This window comes from Polaribacter sp. Z014 (genome assembly GCF_023555435.1).
GTDB lineage: Bacteria > Bacteroidota > Bacteroidia > Flavobacteriales > Flavobacteriaceae > Polaribacter.
Window position 1 is genome coordinate 1 of the sequence record NZ_JALCZP010000019.1, and the last position, 25044, is coordinate 25044.

The following is a 25044-nucleotide window of genomic DNA, read 5'->3' on the forward strand; positions in this document are numbered from 1 at the left end:
GGGACTCGAACCCGCGACCCCCTGCGTGACAGGCAGGTATTCTAACCAGCTGAACTACCAGACCGTTGCTTTAAGCGGTTGCAAATATAACATCTATTTTTAAATACACAAACATAAAATGAAAAAAATTATTTATTTTTTCTTCTACTAATTAAATAGGCGGTTAAAATGGCGTTATACCCTTTATGTATGTCTACAGGTATATAATCAATCTTATACTGTAAACATTTATTTTTCAACTCGTTAAAATAACTCCCAACTAATTCCGTGTACTTTTCTCTAATATTTTCGGCATACACATTAATCTCCTCCCCCGTTTCAACATCTACAAACTTTTTCGGAGCATTGTCAAAATTGAAGTTAAATTCTGTTTCACCATCATAAGTATGAAACAAAACAACCTCATGTTTGTTAAATTTAAGGTGTTTTAGCGCTTCAAACAGTACTTCATGATCTTTATTTGGCTGAAACATATCGGTAAAAACAAAAATTAAAGAGCGTCTGTGTATTTTCTCCGCAATTTCATGCAAATACTTATACGTCTCTGTTGTAGATTTAGAATCTGAAACCATCAATTGCTCTAATTGATGTAATAACATCTTTCTATGGCGTTCACTACCCTTTTCTGGAGCATAGTATTCATAAGTATCCGAATAAACACTTAAACCAACAGCATCTCGCTGTCTTTTTAAAATTTCCATTAAAGATGCTGCTGCAACCGCAGAGAAACCTACTTTATTTAAATTCTCTACTGTCTGCTTTTTTACTATAGGATAATGCATAGAAGCAGAATTATCTATAATAATATGGCACCTTAAATTGGTTTCTTCTTCATATTTCTTTGTGTACAACTTTTCTGTCTTTGCAAACAACTTCCAATCTATATGGCGCGTACTTTCTCCTTTATTGTATAATTTATGCTCTGAAAACTCTACCGAAAACCCATGAAACGGACTTTTATGAATTCCGGTAATAAACCCTTCTACTACTTGTTTTGCAAGTATGTCTAAGTTTTTTATTTCTGATTTAACTTCTGAAAGATCTATCATAAGTATCTAAAATAAAAAAAGGTTTGACATTAGCCAAACCTTTTACGTTATCTTTTGTAAATTGATACTTATATAGCAGCATCAATTTTACCTGTATAAACATTTTTAGGTGCAACACCTACTTGTTTGTCTACTACTTCTCCGTTTTTAAAGATTAAAACAGTTGGTATGTTACGTACCCCGTATTTTGCTGCAAATTCTTGGTTAGCATCCACATCTACTTTACCTACAACAGCTTTCCCTTCATACTCAGTATGAATTTCATCAACAATTGGTCCTACCATTCTACATGGTCCACACCAAGCTGCCCAAAAATCTACTAATACTGGTTTGTCAGATTTTAATACTAATTCGTCAAAGTTTGCGTCTGTTATTTCTAATGCCATTTTTTATATTTTTAAATTGTTATTTCTGTATTGAGTTACAAAAGTAATCATTTTATTTACTTACTTGTTTTCTAAAAAATTACTTTTTCTTATTTGTCTATAAATAGTTGTTATGCTTACAAATAAAAAAGAGGGACACTAATTTCACTGATGCTTACAAATTACAAAAAACTTCACTTCTTTTTAAACGTATATTCGTGGAATTCGTATCTAAAATAACTTCGATGCAATTGCATGTATATTATCACTCTTACCCATAGAGTAATAGTGTAAAAATGGCACACCAGCTTCTTTTAACTCTTTAGATTGCTGAATTGCAAACTCAATACCAACCTGTCTTACGGCTTTATTATCTTTACAACTTTCTACAGCATCAATTAAATCTTCTGGCAAATCTATTTTAAAAACCTGAGGTAAAATTTGTAAATGTCTTTTTACTGCAAGTGGCTTAATTCCTGGTATAATTGGCACTGTAATGCCTATTTCTCTCGCTTTTTTAACAAACTCAAAATATTTATTATTATCAAAAAACATTTGAGTTACCACATAATCTGCTCCCGCATCTACCTTTTGCTTTAAACGTTTTAAATCTGTATTTAAAGACGGTGATTCCATGTGTTTTTCTGGATATCCTGCAACACCTACACAAAAATCATAATTATGCTCTACCAGAATATCATCATGCAAGTACTTTCCTTTATTTAAATCAGATATTTGCTGTACCAAATCACTTGCAAAAGCATTACCACCTTCAGTTGCTTTAAAATAAGACTCATCTTTTCTAGCATCTCCTCTTAAGGCAACTACGTTATCCAAACCTAAATAATGACAATCTACCAAAACATATTCTGTTTCTTCTTTAGTAAAACCTCCACACAATAAATGCGGAATAGCATCTACCTGATACTTATGCATAATAGACGCACAAATACCCACGGTTCCCGGTCGCATTCTGGTAATTCTCTTGTCTAAAAGTCCGTTTCCTTTGTTTACATAAACATACTCCTCTCTAGACGTAGTAACATCTATAAAAGGCGGATTAAACTCCATTAATGGATCTATATTATTATATAAATCTTGAATGTTTTTTCCTTTCTGTGGCGGAATTACCTCAAAAGAAAATAATGTTTTTCCGTTCGCTTTTTTAATATGATCTGTAACTTTCATAGAACCTAAATCCTAAAGAGGATTTTTATTTAATTAATTATAATATTTTTTTGGGCGTTACCACAAGGGTCGCGCTTTACACTATATCTTTTTGTTGAAAAACAAAAAGGATGCCGTTTCAATCGCTAACGCAAAACCTACTCTTGCGTTAAAATAGAACTGTTAATAATACTTTTTTCTGAATATTTTCTACCCTTTTAAAGTTTGGCTAAATCCAATATTCCTTTCATTAATTTTAACACAGGCTAAAGCCCGTGCCAATTCAACAATAAAAAACAACTCATTTCTTTATCCAAATTTATTTTCACCAACACTCTTTCTAACCAATTGGCATCCATCTGAGTGTCCCTTCCCTTCGGGAAGGTTAGGATGGGCTATTTAGCTGCTTTTTTACATCTTCGTAATCTTCTTTGTATTCCCAATATATATACCTACCATCAACATAATCTGTTAAGACATATTTTTCGCTTAAAGATTTAATTCTAGAAACAGCAATTAATTTTTTACCAAATTTCTCTGCTGTAACCTGAGTCATGATCTCCTTGTTATTTTTATCATAACCATGAGAAATAACATAATTTCCTAAATGTAATTCTATAAACTCCATATATACTCTATTTGTAAGAATAGTCCTGAAAGGGTTAATTATTATTCTTCTGCTAAAATAGGATGCAACCATTTTCTAGCTTTCTCCTTTGTAATTCCTTTTCTTGTTGAATAATCTGTTACTTGATCATCTGTAATTTTACCCAAACCAAAATATTTCGATTCTTTATTAGCAAAATAATATCCAGAAACCGCAGCTCCAGGCCACATAGCCATACTTTCTGTTAAAGTAACACCTATCTTTTCTTCAACTTTAAGTAAATCCCAAATGGTTTCTTTTTCTAAATGATCTGGACACGCAGGATATCCTGGTGCAGGACGAATTCCGTTATAACTTTCCTTTATTAAATCGTCGTTTGTTAAACCTTCATTCGTATCAGACCCCCAATGCTTGGTTCTAACTTGTTTATGCAAGTATTCTGCCATAGCTTCTGCAAAACGATCTGCAATTGCTTGCGCCATAATTGCATTGTAATCGTCTTCTTTTGCTCTATAACTTTCTGCTAATTCTTGTGCTCCAAAAATACCGACACAAAATGCGCCCATATAATCTGTTCTACCAGTTTCTTTTGGGGCTATAAAATCTGCCAAAGCATGATTCGGAATCCCTTCTCTTTTCTTTAATTGCTGACGTAAAGTTCTAAAAATAAATTCTTCTCCTCCTTTTTTCTTTACAGAAATATCATCGTCATTAATAGTGTTTGCTTCAAACAAACCAAAAATTGCTTTTGGTTTTAACAATTGCTTCGCAATAATTTCTTTAATCATTGCTTGTGCTTCTTCATACATAATTGTTGCTTGCTCACCAACAACTTTATCTGTTAAAATAGCTGGAAATTTACCATGTAAATCCCAACTTCTAAAAAACGGACTCCAATCTATAAAAGGTACTAATTCTTTTAAACTTAACTGTTCTAAAGTCTGAATTCCTAATTCATTAGGTTTTACAATCTTAGAAGTTTCCCAATCAATTTTATATTTACGCTTGCGTGCCTCTTCTATAGAAATATATGATTTTTCTTTCCCTCGTTTTAAAAACTTAGTTCTAAATTCATCATAATCTTTCTTCATTTTAGCAACGTACTCATGTGATGTTTTCTTATTTAATAAATCGCCAACAACAGTTACTGCTCTAGAAGCATCATTTACATGCACAACCGCATTGGTATATTGCGTATCTATCTTAACCGCTGTATGCGCTTTAGAAGTTGTTGCACCACCAATTAACAATGGCAATACAAAATTCTGACGTTGCATTTCTTTTGCCAAATACACCATTTCATCTAAAGAAGGTGTTATTAAACCAGACAAACCAATAGCATCTACACGCTCGCTAATTGCCATTTCAATAATCTTTTCTGGCGGAACCATGACTCCTAAATCTACAATTTCGTAGTTATTACAAGCCAAAACAACGCTTACAATATTTTTACCAATATCATGCACATCTCCTTTTACAGTTGCCATTAAAATTTTACCAACAGGCTCTTGCTTGTCTCCTTTTTCGGCTTCAATAAAGGGATTTAAATAACCTACCGCTTTTTTCATTACACGTGCAGATTTTACTACTTGTGGCAAAAACATTTTTCCTGCTCCAAATAAGTCTCCAACCACATTCATACCAATCATTAAATGACCTTCAATCACTTCAATAGGTGAGGTTGCTTCTTGCCTTGCTGTTTCTATATCTTCTAAAATAAAAGCGTCGATTCCTTTTACTAAAGCATGTGTAATTCTATCTTGTAAAGGGTTTTCTCTCCAAGATAAATCTACGGTTTTTTCTACTTTAGAACCTTTTACAGTATCAGCAAAATCTAATAAACGTTCTGTTGCATCTTCTCTTCTATCAAGAATTACATCTTCTACACGTTCTAATAAATCTTTCGGAATATTATCGTACACTTCTAAAAGTGCAGGATTTACAATCCCCATATTCATACCTGCTTGAATAGCATAATACAAGAAAACTGAATGCATCGCTTCACGAACACCATCATTTCCTCTAAAAGAAAACGACACGTTACTTACACCTCCACTAACACTTGCGTTTGGTAAATTTTGTCTTACCCAACGGGTTGCTTCAATAAAATCGATAGCATTTCTTCTGTGCTCATCCATTCCTGTTGCAACAGGAAATATATTTAAATCGAAAATGATATCCTCACTAGGAAAACCAACCTCATCCACTAAAATATCATACGATTTTTTAGCAATTTCAATTCTACGATCATAGTTATCTGCCTGTCCTTCTGCATCAAAAGCCATTACAATTACAGCAGCGCCATAACGTTTTATTTGTTTTGCTTCCCAAACAAACTTTTCTTTTCCTTCTTTTAGTGAAATTGAATTTACAACGCATTTTCCTTGCACAACCTGTAGACCTGCTTCTATGATTTCCCATTTAGAGCTATCAATCATAATTGGAACTCTACAAATATCTGGCTCTGCAGCAATTAAATTTAGAAAACGCACCATGGCTTGTTTTCCATCAATTAAACCATCATCAAAATTAATGTCGATAATTTGTGCGCCGCCATCTACTTGATGTCTTGCAATGTCTAAGGCTTCATCAAATTGCTCGTTTTTTATCAATCGTAAAAACTTACGAGAACCTGCAACATTTGTACGCTCACCTACGTTTATAAAATTGCTGTTTTCATTCAAGACTAGAGGTTCTAATCCTGATAAACGCATATATTTTGTTTGTTTTACTTTCATATGTAATGTTCTACTGTAGGAAAAGGATCATAAAAATGATGTAATAATTCTTTATATTCATCAGATTTTCTAAACCCGATTTCGTGATCTTCAATTGTTTCCCAATTTACAAGTAAGATATATTTATCTTTTTGCTCTACACATTTTTTCAACTGATGAGAAACATATCCTTTTTTAGAAGAAATGATACTTTCTGCTTTCTCAAAACTAGCTTCAAAATCTTTAGACAGACCTTTCTTTATGTTTAAAACGGCTACTTCTAAAATCACCCTACTTATAATTTATTTTTAATAATTCTGCTTACGCAGGATTGATCTTTTTTTTATTTAAAACTATTTATTTACTACAAATTCTCTTGGTTTATATTTTGCTGCAATTTTAGCAATCTCGCTTATATGAGCAGGACTTGTACCACAACATCCACCAATAATATTGATTAAATCTTTCTTTAAATACTCCTCTATTTGCTCACCCATTTCTTCTGCAGTTTCATCGTACTCACCAAAAGCATTTGGCAATCCTGCATTTGGATGTGCAGAAATAGCAAAATCTGTTTTACTAGCAATAGCTTGTAAGTGCGGTTGTAATAAATTGGCTCCTAAGGCACAATTAAATCCTACAGATAATAATGGAATATGAGACACAGAGATTAAAAAAGCTTCTGCTGTTTGCCCAGATAAAGTTCTACCTGAAGCATCTGTAATCGTACCACTTAACATGGTTGGAATTTCAATATTACGTTCGTCTTTTACTTCTTCAATGGCAAATAAAGCTGCTTTTGCATTTAAAGTATCAAAAACCGTTTCTACAAGAAGTAAATCTACACCACCATCTATTAAAGCTTCTACTTGTTGTTTGTATGCAATTCTTAATTCATCAAAAGTAACGGCTCTATAACCAGGATCATTTACATCTGGAGACATGCTTGCCGTTCTATTTGTTGGACCAATAGAACCTGCTACAAAACGAGGTTTGTGTGGTTCTTTTGCTGTAAACTCATCGGCAACTTCTTTGGCAATTTTTGCAGATTGATAATTTAGTTCATAGACCAAATCTTCCATCTGATAATCTGCCATGGCAATTGTAGTACCAGAAAAAGTATTGGTTTCTATAATATCTGCACCAGCCTCAAAATATTTACCATGAATGGTTTTAATAGCTTCTGGTTGCGTAATAGATAATAAGTCGTTATTACCTTGTAAAGGTGTTGGATAGTCTTTAAAACGTTCTCCTCTAAAATCTTCTTCTGTAAATTTATAGGCTTGTAGCATGGTACCCATTGCACCATCTAAAACCAAAATTCTTTCTTGTAAAGCTTTATATATATTTGACATTCCTGAAAATTATTTTTTGCGTTATCAGGAAAAGAAGAATTGATACTTTTTCCGTTATCTCTCTGAGAGGTTCTGAAACTAGTTCAGAAAGAATCAGTAGAAATTAGCACCTTCTTTAAAGTTAAAGGGTTGCCAAGGCTTCCTCGGGTCTAATCCCTCAACCTTTCTTGATAACAATATTAAATAAATGAACTAAATTACGTTACAAAGTAACGAACTTTTTTCTTGTTTTTATAATTTATTCGTAGATATCTGATGATAAATAACGGTCTCCCCTATCGCAAATAATAGCAACAATAACACCTTTATCTATAGAATTAGCTACTTTTAAAGCGGTTGCAACAGATCCTCCAGAACTCATTCCTGCAAAGATGCCTTCTTCTTTTGCTAAACGAATGGTCATTTCTTTTGCTTCTTCTTCACTTACTTCAAATATTTGATCTATTTTTTTTCGTTTAAAAATAGCTGGCATATATTCTTCAGACCATTTTCTAATTCCAGGTATTTTAGCACCATCTTTAGGTTGTGCTCCTATAATGGTGATGTTTTCGTTTTGTGATTTTAAATAATCAGAAACTCCTGTAATGGTTCCAGTAGTTCCCATGGCAGAAACAAAATGAGTTACTTCCCCTTCTGTATCTCTCCAAATTTCTGGTCCCGTTGTATTAAAATGTGCTTTCGGATTATCAAAATTATCAAATTGATTTAAGCGAAAATATCCTTTTTTATATTTCAATTTTAACGCATAGTCAATAGCTCCTTCCATCCCTTTATCCGCAGGAGTTAGAATTACTTTTGCACCATAAGCACGCATTGTTTTAACTCTTTCTATTGTAGAATTTTCTGGCATTGTAAGCACCATATTTACACCTAAAACTTTTGCCATTAAAGCCAATGCAATACCAGTGTTACCACTAGTTGCTTCTACCAAAGTATCTCCTTTTCTTATATTTTTTCTTTTGATAGCCTCAGAAATCATATAATAAGCAGCTCTATCTTTTACACTTCCACCAGGATTATTACCTTCTAGCTTTAACAATAAAGTTACCCCTTCTTTTTTAAAGATGTTTTGCACTTCTACAAGTGGTGTGTTTCCAACAAAATCTATGATACTTTTGGTCTTCATCTTAATTTCTTTTTTGAAAAATATTATTTTCTGATTGCACGGTTACCACCGAATTTTCTGGAACTGATTCCATAATACAAACATTGGCTCCAATTACAGAGTTTTTTCCTATTACCACGTCTCCACCTAATATGGTAGCATTTGCGTAAATAACAACACCACTTTCTATAGTGGGATGTCTTTTGGTAGATGCTAAACTTTTCTTTACTTGAATTCCGCCTAAAGTTACTCCTTGAAAAATCTGAACATTATCTTTAATAACAGTCGTTTCTCCAATAACAATACCCGTTGCGTGATCTATAAAAAACGAATCTCCAATTTCTGCTCCTGGGTGAATATCTGTACCGGTTTTACTGTGTGCAAATTCACTCATTATTCTTGGAAAAACAGGAATACCTTGCTTTAATAATTGGTGACTTAAACGATATACAGCAATTGCGTAAAAACCTGGATATGCTAAGTAAATTTCTTCTAAACTTTTAGCAGCAGGATCATTTTTTTCTGCAGCAGTAGCATCTAAATCTAATTTCTGACGGATAGTAACAAAAGAACTTTCAAAATCATTCCAAAAATCTTCTCCATTTTCAACAGATAATCTTTCTAAAATTTTTAAAAACTTCAATCTTGTTTCTGCTCCACTTTCAGACAAATGACGTTCATCAAACAAGTTATTAATTAACTGTTTGGTGAAAATTTCTACGGCATCTCTTAAACACATGCTGTAGTTTTTAAATGTAACTATTTGTGCTGTTTCTTTCATTCTTGCCTTTTACATTTCTGGTGCTAAAGTAACTTCTAACCCTTCCATTGCTGGCGTCATTTGTATCTGACAACCCAATCTACTATTATCTTCTACATTAAATGCCTCTGCTAACATAGCGTCTTCATCATCTGACATTTCTGGTAATTCGTTATCTGAATTTACATAACACTGACAAGAAGCACACATAGCCATTCCGCCACAAATACCAATAGTTCCTTCTTCTGCTAATTCGTAAGAACGAACTACTTCCATAAGGTTCATTGCCATGTCTGTAGGTGCTACAACTTCATGCATTACACCATTTCTATCAGTTATTTTAATGTTTATATCTACGCTCATTTTACATTTTTTACCAACGCCAAAAGTAATGAATTTGGTTGATTAGACCTCAAAGGTTTTAAAAAGCTTTGAGGTCTTTGTTAATCTCTTTATTAATATTGTCTGCTAAATTAAGTAAACCTAACAATTATCTCTCTACAAGGTTTTTAAAATCCTGCCGATGAATGATTAATTTATCGCTTTTACAACTGCTTTTGGAGCTTCTTTTTTAGTTCCGTCAAATCCTTCTACACCACCAACGGTTGTGTATTTCATTACATATTTTTTATCTGGAAAAATTCTTTGATATGCACTCTGGCACATTAAAGTAGCTTCGTGGAACCCACATAAAATCAATTTTAATTTTCCTGGATAGGTGTTTACATCACCAATAGCATAGATTCCTGGAATATTTGTTTGATAGTCTAAAGCGTTATTTACTTTAATTGCATTTTTTTCAATCTCTAATCCCCAATTACCAATTGGACCTAATTTTGGAGACAAACCAAATAAAGGAATAAAATGATCTGTATCTACAATAAAAGCATCTTCACCTTTTTTCTCAACAGCAACACCTATTACTTTATCTGTACCGATAATTCCTTTTACTTCCGCAGGAGTTATCATTCTAATTTTTCCTAAATTCTTTAATTCTTGTACTTTTTCTACAGAATCTAAAGCGCCTCTAAATTCATTTCTTCTGTGAATTAAAGTTACTTCAGACGCTACGTCTGATAAGAAAACAGCCCAATCTAAAGCAGAATCTCCACCTCCAGAAATTACTACTTTTTTGTCTCTGTAAAATTCTGGTTCTTTTATAATATACTCAACACCTTTATCTTCAAAATCTGCGATGTTAGGTATCAATGGTTTTCTTGGTTCAAAAGAACCTAAACCACCTGCAATAGCAACAATTTTAGCATGGTGTTTTGTTCCTTTATTTGTAGTAACAATAAAAGTACCATCATCTTGCTTATCTATCGTTTCCGCTCTTTCACCTAAGGTAAAACCAGGCTCAAATTGCTTTGTTTGTTCTATTAATTTATGTGTTAAATCTCCTGCTAAAATTTCTGGATATGCAGGAATATCATAAATTGGTTTCTTAGGATAAATCTCAGAACATTGCCCACCAGGTTGTGGTAATGCATCAATTAAATGACATTTTAATTTTAATAAACCAGCTTCAAAAACTGTGAATAACCCCGTTGGTCCTGCTCCAATAATAAGTATGTCTGTTGTAATCATAATTTAAAATTTGCTTTTTACTCTTGGCTTTTAGCTTTTCGCTAAAAGCGAATTGCCAAAGGCTAATAGCCCTTTTATTTCTCTACCAAACTCTTTGTAAATTCGTTTAGCTTTTCTACTTTTTCCTCAAAGTTTCCTTTGATTGTTTTTCTATATTCGTTTAAATTCTTAACTAAATCATCTACGTTTTCAGGAATTACATCCTCAAAAAACTGACGTAATCTTTTGGCTGTTGTTGGCGATTTTCCGTTGGTAGAAATGGCTACTTTTACATTTCCTTTGGTAACAATGCCACCCATATAAAAATCGCAATATGGCGGATTATCAGCTACATTAACCAATTTAGCTTCTGCTCTGCAATCTTTCCATACCTGCACATTAACTTCAGGAACATCTGTTGTGGCCACCACCATATGTCTTCCATGTAAATAACGTTTATCATACACGTCTTTAACAAGGGTTACACATCCTTTTTTTGCCAGTTTTACAGTACCTTCTCTAAACATCGGAGACACCATAGTAACATGTGCATCTGGACTCGATTTTAATAAGAAAGTCAATTTTTCTTCTGCAACTAAACCACCTCCAACAATTAATACTTGTAAGTTTTTCGTTTTTAAAAAAATAGGGTATAAATTATTTCTTTCCATAAACCTATCCTTTTAACACGTTTGCATACTGTTCTTGAATATCTAAGATTCTTTGACGATGTTTTACAACTTCACCTAAAACAATAATTGCAGGATTTTTTAAATCATTTTCTTCTACTATTTTTTCTATGGTATCAACCGTACCAATTCCTAATTTTTCTCTTGGTGTAGTTCCTCTTTGAATAATAGCAACAGGTAAATTATTTTTACCTTCTGCTTGAAATAATTTTACAATTTGAGGCAGTTTACTCATCCCCATTAAAACCACAATAGTTGCGTTAGACTTTGCAGCCAACTCAATATCATTAGAAATTTTATGATCTTTTGTGGTTCCTGTAATTACCCAAAAACTTTCTGCACTACCGCGTTTTGTTAATGGAATATTTTGATAAGCAGCTACTGCCAACGAAGATGAAATTCCTGGAACAACAGCTGTTTCTATACCAAAACTAGCAGCATATTCCATTTCCTCTGCACCTCTACCAAAAATAAATGGATCTCCACCTTTTAAGCGTACTACATGTCCGTTAGATTTTGCTCGCTCAACAATTAACTCATTAATTTGTTCTTGCTGATAAGTATAACACCCTCTACGTTTTCCTACAAAAACTTGTTCAGCTTCTGGGTTTATATACTCTAATAATTCTTCATTCACCAAAGCATCGTATAATACTACATCAGCAGCTTTTAAAACCTTAATAGCTTTTACTGTGATTAAGTCTATGTCTCCAGGACCGGCACCTACAACCGTTAATTTTGGTGTTTTTAAACTCATTTTATTCTTTTATAACTTACTCTGCAACTGCAGTTTCAGCATTTCTATAAGCTCTTACTTTCTGTAAAAACGTATTTGCATCGCTAATATACTTCTTTGCAAATTCTTCTGTTGGAGCAAACTTATTAATTTGATAAATTAAATCTGCAAAAGAACCTCCTAAATCTATTTTTTCTGAAGAAATAAATACTTCATCAAATTGAGAGATGATACTTGCATGCGTATTTGTTTTCTTATCTGCCGCTAATAATGATGCTTTAGCTGAGTTTACAATAGATTGGTATGCATAGTAAATAGCTCCTGAATATACTTTGTTTTCAAAAGCTTCATTTGCATTTTCAATTTTTTCATCACTTTCTAAAAATAAAGTCGCAATTAAATCGATAACAACACCTGCACATTCTCCAATACCAATTTCTTTTAGATACTTCTCTTCTTCTCCCCAATCGATAAAATCTTCTTGAGTTAAATTAGTAACATCTTGCAAATCGTTTAATAAATCATAAAAATAACGTTCTCCGGTAACTTTATAATATTCTACAAAAGATTTTCCATTAGCATTTGCTTCAAAATCATTAAAGATTCTGCGTAATGCTTCTGGACCTCTTTTACTTGGCACTTTTACTACTTTATCTGCAAATAATGCATTTCCGTTTCCTAAATTTCCTCCACCTAATAAAACTTGTAACGCTGGCGCCACTAATTTATCTGGAGTTCTAACCGTCATTCCTTGAAAACCAATGTTTGCCATATTGTGCTGCCCACAAGCATTCATACAACCACTAATTTTTATAACTAGATCTTCGTTTTTTAAATACTGAGGATATTCTGCTTTTATAACTCGCTCTAATTCGTCTGCAATACCAGTACTACTTGCAATACCTAAGTTACATGTGTCAGTTCCAGGACAAGCAGTAATATCTACTGCCTTATTATAACCTGCTTCTACAAAACCTAATTTTTCTAATTCTTGATAGAAAAATGGTACTAAATCTTCTTTTACAAAAGGAATAACAATATTCTGACGCAAGGTTAAACGAACTTCACCTGCTGCATATGCATCAACTAAATCTGCTAATAAACGAGCTTTATCTGTATAAAAATCTCCTAATAAAACTTTAATTCCAATTGCAACATAACCTGCTTGCTTCTGAGGAATTAAGTTGGTAGATTTCCATAAATCAAATGCTTCTTGATTTTTTATTGCTACTTGTGGAGCATCAACTGAAACTGGAGTTGACGCAACATAACCATCAGCATCTATTGCAATCGATTTAAATTCAATGGCATTTTGTTCTTCTTCAATTAAATTTTTAAAAGCTTCTAAACCGATATCTTTTAGTAAGAATTTCATTCTTGCTTTGGCTCTACTTTTACGTTCACCATAACGATCAAAAACTCTTAAAATACCTTCCATTACTGGAATAATTTTATCTGAAGGCAAAAACTCATATAAAGTTTCTGCATGTCTAGGCTGAGAACCTAATCCTCCTGCAACCATCACTTTAAAACCTCTAACTCCGTTTTCTATTTTAGCAATATATCCGATATCATGTAAATAGGATAGGCCTGTATCTTCATCCGAAGAAGAAAAAGAAACCTTAAATTTACGTCCCATTTCTTGACAAATAGGGTTACGTAAAAAGAATTTAAAAACAGCATCTGCGTACGGAGAAACATCAAAAGGCTCGTTTACATCAATACCAGCAGTTTCTGAGGCAGTTACATTTCTTACAACATTACCACATGCTTCACGTATAGTAACTTCATCTTTTTCTAATTCTGCCCATAATTCTGGCGTTCTCTGTAAATCTACATAGTGAATTTGAATATCTTGACGCGTTGTAATATGTAATCTTCCTCTAGAATACTCGTCTGAAACTTCAGAAATTCTGCGTAATTGATTACTCATTACTTTACCATAAGGCAATTTAATACGAATCATTTGTACGCCTTCTTGACGCTGACCGTAAACACCTCTTGCTAAACGTAAACTTCTAAATTTCTCTTCGTCTATTTCTAGATTATTGAATTTTGCAATTTTATCTGCTAAATCAATAATATCTCTTTCTACAACTTGGTTTTCTATTTCTGTTCTAAAACTTTGCATGATTTAATATTGATGGTTGGTAATGGCTGCTAGTTGGTTGGTAATTGGTTTATTTTATAAAACCTACACCTACTGTATTGTTGCTTTTTGGATCTATTAAAATAAATGATCCATTTGATTTGTTATTCTTATAAGAGTCAAAAGCTAATGGTTTACTTAACTTTAATTGTATGTCTCCTATTTGATTTAATACCAATTCTGATGGATTTTCTTCAATACCAGAAAAATCAGTTTTTATAATACTAGACAATTGTGTAATTTTTGCTTGTGCATCATTTACACCATGTTTTATATAATATTTTTGTGAAGCTTTTAAAGGCTCTTTATCCATCCAACAGATAGTTGCTGTTAATTCTTTAGCAATTGTTGGTTCTTCATTTACTTTTACCAACATATCTCCTCTACTTACATTTACGTTATCTTCTAACGTAATTGTAACAGAACTTCCTCTTTTTGCTTCTTGAAATTCTTTATCGAAAAAATTAATTGTTTTAATCTTAGATTTTGTTTGCGATGGTAACACAGCAACTTCATCTCCAACCGCTAAATCTCCTCCGTAAAGTTTACCCGCATATCCTCTAAAATCATGGTATTCTTCTGTTTTAGGTCTGATAACTGTTTGCACAGGAAAACGAGTTTGAGAAGCATCATTTATATCTTCTACATCTAATCTTTCTAAGTGATGCATTAAAGTTTCTCCTTTATACCAAGGTGTATTTTCAGATTTATGTACAACATTATCTCCCTGTAAAGCAGACATTGGTATAAATGTTAAATTCTGACCTTTATATTCACTTTTACTTGCTAAATATTCAATCTCAGCTTTAATGGTGTTGTATTTTTCTTCAGAAAAATCAACTAAATCCATTTTATTAATAGCAATTACAACGTCTTTAATTCTCAATAAATTATTGATAAAAAAGTGTCTGTATGTTTGTTCTATAACTCCGTTTCTTGCATCAATTAAAACAATAGAAGCTTGTGCGGTTGAAGCACCAGTAACCATGTTTCTTGTATATTCTATATGCCCTGGAGTATCTGCTATAATAAAACTTTTACTTGGTGTAGAAAAATAGATATGTGCTACATCAATAGTAATTCCTTGTTCACGTTCTGCAACTAAACCATCGGTTGCTAAAGAAAAATCTAAATAGTCAAAACCACGTTGTCTACTTTTTTCTTCTATTGCTTCTAACTTATCGTCTGTTAATGATTTTGTATCGTATAAAATACGACCAATTAAGGTACTCTTACCATCATCTACACTACCTGCTGTTGCTATTTTTAGTACTTTCATTTTTTTTGAGCTGTTGGCTTTTCGCTTATTCGCTTTTCGCCGAGTTTTACATTCTTTTATCTATACTTATGGCTAATTGCCAAAAGCGAAATGCGGAAAATTGTTTTACAATTTTCTAAAAATACCCTTGTTGTTTACGTTTCTCCATTGCTGCTTCAGAACGTTTATCATCTATTCTTGCACCTCTTTCTGAAATGGAAGAATCTCTAATTTCTTCTACAACTTTTGCAATATCGACTGCGTCGGATAAAACTGCCGCTGTACAACTCATATCTCCTACAGTTCTAAAACGAACCATTCTTTCTTCTACAACTTCTTCTTCATCTCTAAAAACAACAGCATCATCTGCAGACCAGATCATTCCGTCTCTTACAAATATTTTTCTTTTATGTGCAAAATAGATAGAAGGAATTTCGATATCTTCTTGCTCTATATAAGACCAAACATCTAATTCTGTCCAGTTAGAAATTGGAAAAACACGTACATTCTGTCCTAAATCTATACGTCCGTTTAACATATCGAAAACTTCTGGACGTTGGTTTTTTTCATCCCACTGACCAAAATCATCTCTTACAGAAAAAATTCTTTCTTTAGCTCTTGCTTTTTCTTCATCTCTTCTTGCTCCACCAATACATGCATCAAAACCAAACTCTTCTATGGCATCTAATAAAGTTTCTGTTTGCAACATATTTCTACTGGCATATCTACCAGTTTCTTCTTTTACTCTACCAGAATCTATATTGTCTTGTACATTTCTTACAATTAACTCAACACCTAATTCTTTAGCCAAACGATCTCTAAACTCTATCGTTTCAGGAAAATTATGACCTGTATCGATGTGCATTAAAGGGAAAGGAATTTTTGCTGGATAAAATGCTTTTTGCGCTAAACGCACTAAAGTTATACTATCTTTTCCTCCAGAGAATAATAAAACAGGCTTTTCGAACTGCGCTACTACTTCTCTAAAAATATAAATTGCTTCACTTTCTAAAGCATCTACTTGTATTGTTGTATTACTCATAATTATCTTTTTAGATGTGTAAACCACATTCTCTGTTACTTTCTACTTTTGTTGGATCGAAATATGTAAACTCGTTTGGTAAATTTTGTTCTACTAAATAAGCATCTAATTGTTCATCTGTCCAATTATAAAAAGGACTCACTTTTACAATTCCATCCTTACTTACAGAAACAACATCGATACTATTTCTAAATGCAGTTTGACCTTTTCTTAAGTTTGTAAACCAAACATCTGGTTGATGCTCTTTCATAGCTCTAGAAAATGGCTCTAACTTAACTTGCTCTGTAAACAAAACATGTTTTGGATCCTCTACCGAAGGAACTCCTAAAACAACATTTCTGTGAGCAGCAGTTTGTTTTGGTGTATATAAATGAATGTTTAAATTCAGTTTTTTAATGATTTCTTCCGCATGTTTATACGTCTGCATCGTATTGTAACCAGTGTCGCACCAAATTACTTTAATGTCTTTTTGCACATCCGTAACCGCTTTTAAAATTGCAACTTCATATGGTCTGAAGTTGGTAGTAATTACTGGATTTTTTGCAAAAGAAATAGCCCAAGCTATAATTTCTGCTGGACTTTTACCTTTTAATTCTCCGTTTATTTGTTCTAAGTCTAAACTCATTACTTTCCCCATTTTACTTTATTCCATACTCGCTCGTGTAAGAAGTATAAAACTAATTTTGTTAAAAAATCTACCGAAGCAATTGATGCTGCTAACGTAAACTCACCAGTTACATAATAAGATACCACTAAAGTATCTACAGTACCAACAACCCTCCAGCTTAGTGCTTTTAGCACACTTCGTAAAGGTTTTTCAGAAGACTTATCTTCTTCAAAACCTTTACTCTGTGCTTTTTTGCTAAAAATGATTTGGTCTAAAATCATAAAAAAAATTAATTCAAATAATTATCCTACTGCTTTAGTAGGGTATGCAAACATACTTCAAAACTTTCTAATAGGTCGAGAAAAATTGTTAATAATTTCTAAAACCCTACATAATTAGTAGATTAATAAAAAAAAGGTAAAAAATTTAAAGATATTTCACTACTACAAGGTTGTAGTACTAATATATTTTTAAAACACTTTAAAAACATATCATTTACCAAGTGAATTTTAAAATTATAATTATCCCATAAACCTTAAAAAGTAATGAATCACAGTATCAATTATAAAAAAACCAAGAAACCTATTTAGAATTTAAAAAACTGTTATAAGCAGTAAGAGTAACAGCATAATATATCATCCTATACATCTACAAAAAACAGTTGGCATTCATTGAGGAAAACCAATAATCGAATAAACTCTACAGATAATTAAATGACACTTTATAAACATTTACTAAAAAATACATTTGAATAAGCAGGGGAAAAACTTATTAAAAAAGGAGGAAAACACCGTTGTTATAAATTTAAAATAATCTTTAATTAGCAACTATGAAAAATCAAAATACTTCCAAATTGAAAAAACTGTTTTCTATCATCACCTTATGTTTTATGTTTTTTAATCAACATTCATTTGCACAAGACATTAAAGTGCAGCTCATGAGAGTAACTAACAGCAAAAATAATGATCACAGTAAACTACCTTATTGGAGAGATTCTGGTGTTAGCAAAACTGGCAGACAAGATACCTATATCTCAATAATAAGTGAACCTGCAAAAGACAAGGTTAAGAGAGTTGTTTTTATCGCTGCTGGTCAACAAAGCGATGACCCAACGGGTAGTGATGGATTAACCACGGGTAATTACGGAAATGGATACACAAATGTACTTACAGGACAACCAAACAATTATAAAGAAGGTCTTAGACATAGCGATAACTTAGAAACTACAAGTAACTTAAATAACTTATCATTAGCTTCTAAACTCATCAAATCAGGAGAATTCCCAGAAGAATCAACACTTTTTGTATTAGCTTTTGACGCAAGACTTGGTTACTTCCAATCCGAGAATGAAACAAAGCGCAGAGAGACTGCGTTCTTTAATTTACTAACTTCAAAATTTAACCCTTCAAATGTGGAAGTCATTGTCTTGTCGGGGCAAAGTAGAGGTGGTGCACTTGCATTTCGACTTGGCAGCCGTTTAAGAAGTAATTCCACCTACACTAATATACCATTAATTGTGCAAGGTTATGATCCTGTAGCCGCAAACCCCGTATTGGCAAAAACTCCAAATTTACTATTCAAACTTCCTAACCTGATATTTAAAAGACAAATTGAAGAATATCTTCCTATTAATAGCAAAAATGACAAACTTAAAAACCCTAACGATTATAACAATAAATATTGTTGGAAAGTAAATATGGATGTAACATTTCCAACAGAAAAAAGAGATAATTTAAAAGTGTATATTGTTCATTCTGGAGACAAAGTTAGTGGAATTATAAGCGAAAGTATTCGTGCATTTGCATGGAAAGAAGAAAATACAGATCTTGGTTGGTACAAACAACATTGGCTAAATTTTGGGCACGAAGAAATGGGTGGATGTAATTTTTTTAATAATAGTGATTGTCTCTTTAAAACTGTAGAGTCGGGTTATCAGCATATTATTTATTCAATACCTACATTTAAATATGAGTTAAAAGAGAAAATTTATTCCTATCATTCTAAGCCAGTAGTTGGATATTTTAATACTGATTTGGAAGAATTAAAACCCATAAAGAAAATTGAGGGTTTAAAATCTGCTAAAAAAACCACAATCAAAAATGTTCAAAATAGAACAATATCAACGAATAATAAAACAAAATTAAAAAGCCTTAAAAGTAACACTATTACCCAAACAAAACCACATAGTTTAACAAGAAAAAAATATTTAGATATTATCTATTACGGTAAATGCGGTAATGGTAGTGATTGTTGGAGGACACATTTAAACGATAAAAACGGGAAATTTAATATAACTTCTTATGGTGATGATATGTGGTTTCAAGGAGATAAACCAGTTAATGCACCAGTTGCTGGTGATTTCAATAAAGACGGCTATACTGATATTGCTTATTATGGTAAGTGTAATAATGGTAGTGATTGTTGGAGAGTACATTTAAATGATAAAAACGGAAAATTTACTGTTACTTCTTACGGCGGTGATATTTGGTTCAAAGGAGACAAACCTGTTAGTGCTCCAGTTGCTGGTGATTTCAATAAAGATGGCTATACTGATATTGCTTATTATGGTAAGTGTAATAATGGTGATGATTGTTGGAGAGTACATTTAAATAATAAAAATGGAAAATTTACTGTTACTTCTTACGGTGGTGATATGTGGTTTCAAGACAACAAACCTGTTAGTGCACCAGTTGCTGGTGATTTCAATAAAGATGGCTATACTGATATTGCTTACTATGGAAAATGCGGTAATGGTGATGATTGCTGGAGAGTACATTTAAATGATAAAAACGGAAAATTTACTGTTACTTCTTACGGTGGTGATATGTGGTTTAAAGATGACAAACCAATCAACGCTCCAGTAGCAGGTGATTTCAATAGAGATGGTTATACCGATATTGCTTACTATGGAAAATGCGGTAATGGTGATGATTGTTGGAGAGTAAATTTAAATGATAAAAACGGGAAATTTACTGTCACTTCTTATGGTAGTGATATGTGGTTTAAAGGAGAAGATCCTGTTAGTGCTCCAGTTGCTGGTGACTTTAACAGAGATGGTTATACTGACATTGCTTATTATGGAAAGTGTGGTAATGGTGATGATTGCTGGAGAGTACATTTAAATGATAAAAACGGGAAATTCACTATTACTTCTTACGGCGGTGATTTGTGGTTTAAAGAATGAAATAATTATATATAACCTAAGTAAAAAAAGTTATTCAGAATTGAAATTTAATAAAAAATCTCAGATCATTTATTGACCTGGGATTTTAATTATTTAACAGACCATATAAATATCAAAAACAAACTTAAGCCGTATATCATTAATAACAAATCTTCGTCTACTTACAAAAATACAGTTGAAATAGGTATTCTTGTTTCGATAAACAGAGAAAAATTAAGCGTTAACAAAAATAAAATAGCAAGAATTTACTTGTTTTATTTGAAGTTGCATAAATCTGCAAGTGTTGTATTTTTAAAAATCTGTAAAGAACTATCTCTTACTTTAGCCATTAATTTATGAACAGCACAAGCATTTTCATCAGGACAATCAGCACACTTTTCATAAAAATTTAAACTAACACAGGGAACCATAGAAATAGGACCATCTAAAATTCTCATAACTGTAGTCATTTGTATTTCTGCAGGTTCTTGTAGAAGATAATAACCTCCACCTTTTCCTTTTTTAGAGGCTAACAATCCGTTTTTACGTAGAATTAACAAAATACTTTCTAAAAATTTTAAAGAAATACTTTCACTTTTAGAAATTGTGGCAATAGAAACAGGTGTTTTATCTTCTTGTCTTGCCAAATAGGTAAGCGCCTTAATTCCGTATTTTGTTTTCTTTGATAGCATATAACAAAAATACATAATTTAATGTAATTACCATACTAAAATAGTAGGATAAACTTCTAAGAGTAAAAAAAAAGGATGAATTCAATAAATAAAATTACACAAATCTTTAATTGTTTTAATTTATTAAATGTTCATATGTATTCTCAAAGAGAACATTTGTTCCCCTAAAAACAGTTTAAGATATAGATATTTACATAAATCCAAAATTCTAAACGTATGATTAAAAAAATTACAATTCTTTTTTTTATTTCCTTTCTTATTTTAATAGGAACCAATAAAACAAATGCCCAAAGTAATATTAAATATGGAGATGATTATATCGTTTTTGAGGCAGAAGACACAAATACACCTCTTGGAAATAACTGGAAAGTTATAAAAGAAGGAGACACCAATTATTTAGATGAAGATTTTTACAATGTAAAAGCAAGTTCTCCTTCACCAATGAACAAAACTTATTTTCAATATACTGGACCTTGGCAAGGCGCTAATAGCGAATTAGAATATAATTTTACATGTCCTAAGACAGGAACATATCAACTAGCTATGCGCATGAGTTCTCCTTTAGAAGAATATACCGGAACTGGCAAAAAGTTTACAATACGTACACTTCCAGATGGAACTGAAGTAAAGTGGGAGCTAGCTGATGCCAGAAATGATATTTACGTAAAGATGGAAGGAAACTTTACCAGTGGTAATGCTAAACATACAGAATCTGATTTAAGAACTTTTCATAAAATGTTTGGTAGAGGACCTAATAGATGGGGTACTTGTATAAACCTAGAACACAATGGTAGTAATGGTGCTTTTTATAATTTTATTGAAGGAGAAACATATACTTTTTATTTAAAAGGAAGGTCTAATTCAACTATTATAGATTACATCGCTTTTTATGACACTTCATATTTAGCGCACAATATCAATAATCAAGGTCCGGATTTAGCCATTCAACTGCCAGAAGAAATTCGTCCTTACGAAACTCTTACAGCTTTAAGTTTAACCCCAAATCCAGGAAACGTTAGAGCCGGTACAAACACAACAAAATTAAACGTAATTACAACCCCTACAAATGCAAACAATAACGCAACATGGTCTTCTTCGAATGCTGCAATTATTTCTATTGATGCTAATGGAATATTAACTGCTAAAGGCAACGTAGGCGAAAAAGCTACAATAACTGCAACTAGCTTAGTTAACAATACATTAATAGCAACAAGTGAAATAACAATTATAGACTTTTTTGACGTAGATGTAGCATCGGTTAATGTTACACCATCAGCAGCTAATATTGTTGTTGGAGGAACTATAACTTTTACAACAGAAGTTCTACCAAATAATGCAGATGATAAGTCTATTACTTGGTCTAGTTTAAGTGAAGAAATAGCAAAAGTAGATCAAAATGGAGTAATTACAGCTCTTTTAGCTGGTATTGTAACTATTAGAGCAACTTCTAATGAGAATACTTCTATTTACGGAGAAGCTACGTTACAAATAGGAGAGAACATTCCGCAATCAATTGCTTTTGATGATATTGATAAATATAGAAATGGGTCTTATACAAGCGAAGGAACTATGGAGGTTACGCTAAACTATCATGCAGGTTCATTTAAAACAATTAAAGACCCTATAATTCTTAAATTAAGACATATTCATAAAGATAACGGGTGGAATGTAGTGAAAGATGTTACCTTAAATTTAGAAGAAGCAGTAGGTCAAGAATCTGGAACAATAACAGTTGATATTCCTTTAACTGGGGTTACACCAACAGCCGATTTGCCAACTGAAGACTTCTATTATCTATTTGCAAAAGCAACTAATAGTAATAATGAAAGTAAAAGTCAGGGAATAGAACCAATTATTATATTAGAAAAAACACTTTCAACTAAAGATGTTTTATCAAGTACAATATTTAGAACATACCCTAACCCTACTAAAAATGCTGTGTTTATTGAAACTAATTTTGCTGAAAATTTATTTGCAAATATTTATAATATCAATTCTAAACTTGTAAAATCTAAAGAAATTTCAAAAATAGACAACAAGATAAATACATCTAACTTTAGACCTGGAGTCTACTTTATTCAATTAAAAAGCAAAAATAAAACGATTGCAACTAAAAAATTAATTATTTTAAAATAACCATCGCTTAAAAATGAAACATACAATAAATATCTTTTTCATCGTTTTTACATTCTATTTTTCTCCAATTTTTGGACAATCAAAAATTACAATAGATTATAAAACTAAACGATTTGTAGGAGAATCATCAAGCTTTAATAGAGACAAATATTTTAATATTCACTCTAAATTTAATAAACCAGACAAAGAACTTTCTGAATTTATTAGTACATATAATATTAGATCTGATTATAGAGGTTCTAGGGGATTAGGAAATCCTATTGCAAGAATAAAAAAGGGGAAGTTTCCGAAAATTAAAAAATTGCATAGCGGAATTAGAGATGTAAATGGCCATGTAGATTCTGGTAGAGCTAAATATGTTTTTTATCAAAAAGAAATAGATTATAGCCTTACGGATGTTACAGAATTTTCTAATAAAGCCGCAGATTTTGCAGTTGATTATTATCGCTATCAGGAAGATAATCTACCTAAGTATTTTGAACCTTTTAATGAGCCAATGGTGCATGCAAATGATTTTTATCCAAAGAAAAACAATAAAAAATATGATAAAGAAAAGATTGATAAGATCATTACCAAAATGTGCGAATTTCATAGAGATTTAGGTAAAAAGGTACATGCTGCATCAGAATTAAAAAACATGAAAATAATGGGTTATGCTTCGGCTTTTCCCGAATTTGAAAGCAAAGACTTTTATGTTTGGAATACGCGTTACAAAAAGTTTATTGACATAGCAGGTGAAGAAATGGACTTATTTTCTGTGCATCTTTATGATGGAAGTGGAAATGTTAACAATGCTGGTGGTCGTAGATCTGGCTCTAATTCAGAGGCAATTTTAGATCTAATTGAAGCATATAGTTATAAAAAACTACATGTTGTAAAACCAATTGCGGTAACAGAATTTGGACGTTTGGTGCAAGATCAACCAAATTTTCCAGATACACGTAATTTTGAACCTGTAGAAAATTCGCAAGCGGTACGTTCTCAAATTCACATGCTTATGAATTTTATTGAAAGAGGTGATGATATTGAACTTACCATACCTTTTTCTACTGGTAAAGTAAAACCTACTTTCCGTTTTTCTAAAGCTTCTTTATGGAATAAAACAGAATCTGGTGAGTGGGAATTTACCCCAAGAAAATACTATTTTGAAATATGGAAAGACGTAAAAGGAGATAGAGTTGCCTTTAATTCTGCAAATATTGATGTACAAACGCAAGCTTTTGTAGATGGAAAAAATTTATATGTGGTTTTAAATAATTTAAATGATGAAACGCAACAAGTAAATTTAGAAGTAGTGAATTCTAAAAATTTAAAAAATACGGAAATTAAGAGGTTAAATATTTTTAGAGATAAAGTACCAGAATTAACTATTGAAAAGCAAAAAGAGGCTCCAAAGAACATTGAGATTGCTTATGGAGAAACCATAGTTATTACCTATAACTTTAAAAAGAAAATTAAATTTGAGAATACGATACATAGTAAAAAATACTATACAGATACTTATTTAACAACTATTAAAGCAAATACATTTTCTAATTTTACTTTTAAGAATGTAAAAAAAGGTAAAGGAAAAGCTACATTAAGAATTAGTATTGGAAGAGATAAAAATGCATCGTTAATGCCAATTGTAGAGGTTAATGAAATACCAGTAACTATAAATATGGATATTATTAGAGGCTACAATCAACATAATAGAAAACAGTTTTTTGGAACTTTAGAAATACCTGTTGATATTAATATCTTAAAAGAAGGTGAGAATAAAATTGCTGTAAAATTTACAGATAATGGTGGGCAAATTAGTTCTGCTATTCTTCAAGTTCAAACTTTAGAAAAGTAAATCTTTAAACGAATAAAGTCAAACTCAAATTTTTATTACTGAGT

22 protein-coding genes and 1 riboswitch are annotated in these 25044 nt (G+C 31.9%); of the genes, 3 read left to right on the forward strand and 19 right to left on the reverse strand.

The features are described from left to right. Positions 1-128: 128 nt before the first annotated feature. From MPF19_RS15510 to MPF19_RS15595, 18 genes are all read right to left on the reverse strand, one after another. The gene (locus tag MPF19_RS15510) at positions 129-1046 is read right to left on the reverse strand and encodes a DUF58 domain-containing protein (protein WP_502925193.1); all 918 of its coding nucleotides are present in this window, start codon (positions 1044-1046) and stop codon (positions 129-131) included. 71 nt (positions 1047-1117) lie between these two features. Next, the gene (gene trxA / locus MPF19_RS15515) at positions 1118-1435 is read right to left on the reverse strand and encodes a thioredoxin (protein WP_165733121.1); all 318 of its coding nucleotides are present in this window, start codon (positions 1433-1435) and stop codon (positions 1118-1120) included. 210 nt (positions 1436-1645) lie between these two features. Further along, positions 1646-2602, reverse strand: coding sequence for a methylenetetrahydrofolate reductase [NAD(P)H] (gene metF / locus MPF19_RS15520; RefSeq protein ID WP_203391735.1), 957 nt, complete (start codon positions 2600-2602; stop codon positions 1646-1648). 364 nt (positions 2603-2966) lie between these two features. Beyond that, positions 2967-3209 (reverse strand): hypothetical protein, encoded by a 243-nt coding sequence (locus MPF19_RS15525; protein WP_249989055.1) that lies wholly within the window; start codon positions 3207-3209, stop codon positions 2967-2969. Positions 3210-3250: 41 nt separating this feature from the next. Further along, positions 3251-5926 carry a methionine synthase gene (metH, locus tag MPF19_RS15530; protein WP_249989057.1) on the reverse strand — a complete coding sequence of 892 codons (2676 nt, stop codon included), beginning with the start codon at positions 5924-5926 and terminating at the stop codon, positions 3251-3253. Further along, positions 5923-6195, reverse strand: coding sequence for an antibiotic biosynthesis monooxygenase family protein (locus MPF19_RS15535; protein WP_249989058.1), 273 nt, complete (start codon positions 6193-6195; stop codon positions 5923-5925). The genes metH and MPF19_RS15535 overlap by 4 nt, the downstream gene beginning before the upstream one ends. A gap of 63 nt (positions 6196-6258) precedes the next feature. Next, complete coding sequence (locus tag MPF19_RS15540; RefSeq protein WP_249989067.1) at positions 6259-7260, reverse strand: homocysteine S-methyltransferase family protein; 1002 nt, start codon at positions 7258-7260, stop codon at positions 6259-6261. A 51-nt stretch (positions 7261-7311) separates the two neighbouring features. Continuing rightward, a riboswitch (SAM riboswitch) is annotated at positions 7312-7437 on the reverse strand. A 61-nt stretch (positions 7438-7498) separates the two neighbouring features. Beyond that, positions 7499-8386, reverse strand: coding sequence for a cysteine synthase CysM (gene cysM / locus MPF19_RS15545; protein ID WP_249989069.1), 888 nt, complete (start codon positions 8384-8386; stop codon positions 7499-7501). A gap of 1 nt (position 8387) precedes the next feature. After that, positions 8388-9146 (reverse strand): serine O-acetyltransferase EpsC, encoded by a 759-nt coding sequence (epsC, locus tag MPF19_RS15550; protein WP_249989071.1) that lies wholly within the window; start codon positions 9144-9146, stop codon positions 8388-8390. 9 nt (positions 9147-9155) lie between these two features. Next, the gene (locus MPF19_RS15555; protein WP_203391727.1) at positions 9156-9488 is read right to left on the reverse strand and encodes a 2Fe-2S iron-sulfur cluster-binding protein; all 333 of its coding nucleotides are present in this window, start codon (positions 9486-9488) and stop codon (positions 9156-9158) included. Between the two features lie 168 nt (positions 9489-9656). After that, entirely contained in the window at positions 9657-10712 is a 1056-nt protein-coding gene (locus MPF19_RS15560; protein ID WP_249989073.1) for an NAD(P)/FAD-dependent oxidoreductase, read from the reverse strand. 74 nt (positions 10713-10786) lie between these two features. After that, complete coding sequence (locus MPF19_RS15565; protein WP_249989075.1) at positions 10787-11362, reverse strand: precorrin-2 dehydrogenase/sirohydrochlorin ferrochelatase family protein; 576 nt, start codon at positions 11360-11362, stop codon at positions 10787-10789. Between the two features lie 4 nt (positions 11363-11366). Continuing rightward, on the reverse strand, positions 11367-12137 hold the full coding sequence (gene cobA / locus MPF19_RS15570; RefSeq protein WP_249989077.1) for a uroporphyrinogen-III C-methyltransferase: 771 nt from the start codon (positions 12135-12137) through the stop codon (positions 11367-11369). Positions 12138-12153: 16 nt separating this feature from the next. Next, positions 12154-14247, reverse strand: coding sequence for a ferredoxin-like domain-containing protein (locus tag MPF19_RS15575; protein WP_249989080.1), 2094 nt, complete (start codon positions 14245-14247; stop codon positions 12154-12156). A 49-nt stretch (positions 14248-14296) separates the two neighbouring features. Further along, positions 14297-15544 carry a sulfate adenylyltransferase subunit 1 gene (locus MPF19_RS15580; protein WP_249989081.1) on the reverse strand — a complete coding sequence of 416 codons (1248 nt, stop codon included), beginning with the start codon at positions 15542-15544 and terminating at the stop codon, positions 14297-14299. A 115-nt stretch (positions 15545-15659) separates the two neighbouring features. Further along, positions 15660-16565: a sulfate adenylyltransferase subunit CysD gene (gene cysD, locus MPF19_RS15585; protein WP_249989083.1), complete on the reverse strand. Its 906-nt coding sequence runs from the start codon at positions 16563-16565 to the stop codon at positions 15660-15662. Positions 16566-16575: 10 nt separating this feature from the next. Then, positions 16576-17190, reverse strand: coding sequence for a phosphoadenosine phosphosulfate reductase domain-containing protein (locus MPF19_RS15590; protein ID WP_249989085.1), 615 nt, complete (start codon positions 17188-17190; stop codon positions 16576-16578). Beyond that, positions 17190-17453: a DUF2061 domain-containing protein gene (locus MPF19_RS15595; RefSeq protein ID WP_203391719.1), complete on the reverse strand. Its 264-nt coding sequence runs from the start codon at positions 17451-17453 to the stop codon at positions 17190-17192. The genes MPF19_RS15590 and MPF19_RS15595 overlap by 1 nt, the downstream gene beginning before the upstream one ends. Positions 17454-18109: 656 nt before the next feature. On the opposite strand from MPF19_RS15595, the gene MPF19_RS15600 reads away from it, so the two are divergent. Next, positions 18110-20356 carry an FG-GAP repeat domain-containing protein gene (locus tag MPF19_RS15600; protein ID WP_249989087.1) on the forward strand — a complete coding sequence of 749 codons (2247 nt, stop codon included), beginning with the start codon at positions 18110-18112 and terminating at the stop codon, positions 20354-20356. A gap of 254 nt (positions 20357-20610) precedes the next feature. Here the strand turns inward: MPF19_RS15600 and MPF19_RS15605 are convergent, their stop codons facing one another. Continuing rightward, positions 20611-21027, reverse strand: coding sequence for an RrF2 family transcriptional regulator (locus MPF19_RS15605; protein ID WP_203391717.1), 417 nt, complete (start codon positions 21025-21027; stop codon positions 20611-20613). Between the two features lie 216 nt (positions 21028-21243). Here MPF19_RS15605 and MPF19_RS15610 point away from each other — a divergent pair, with 216 nt between their 5' ends. After that, positions 21244-23163 carry a T9SS type A sorting domain-containing protein gene (locus MPF19_RS15610; protein ID WP_249989089.1) on the forward strand — a complete coding sequence of 640 codons (1920 nt, stop codon included), beginning with the start codon at positions 21244-21246 and terminating at the stop codon, positions 23161-23163. Between the two features lie 13 nt (positions 23164-23176). Further along, positions 23177-25000 (forward strand): hypothetical protein, encoded by a 1824-nt coding sequence (locus MPF19_RS15615; RefSeq protein ID WP_249989091.1) that lies wholly within the window; start codon positions 23177-23179, stop codon positions 24998-25000. Positions 25001-25044 lie beyond the last annotated feature (44 nt).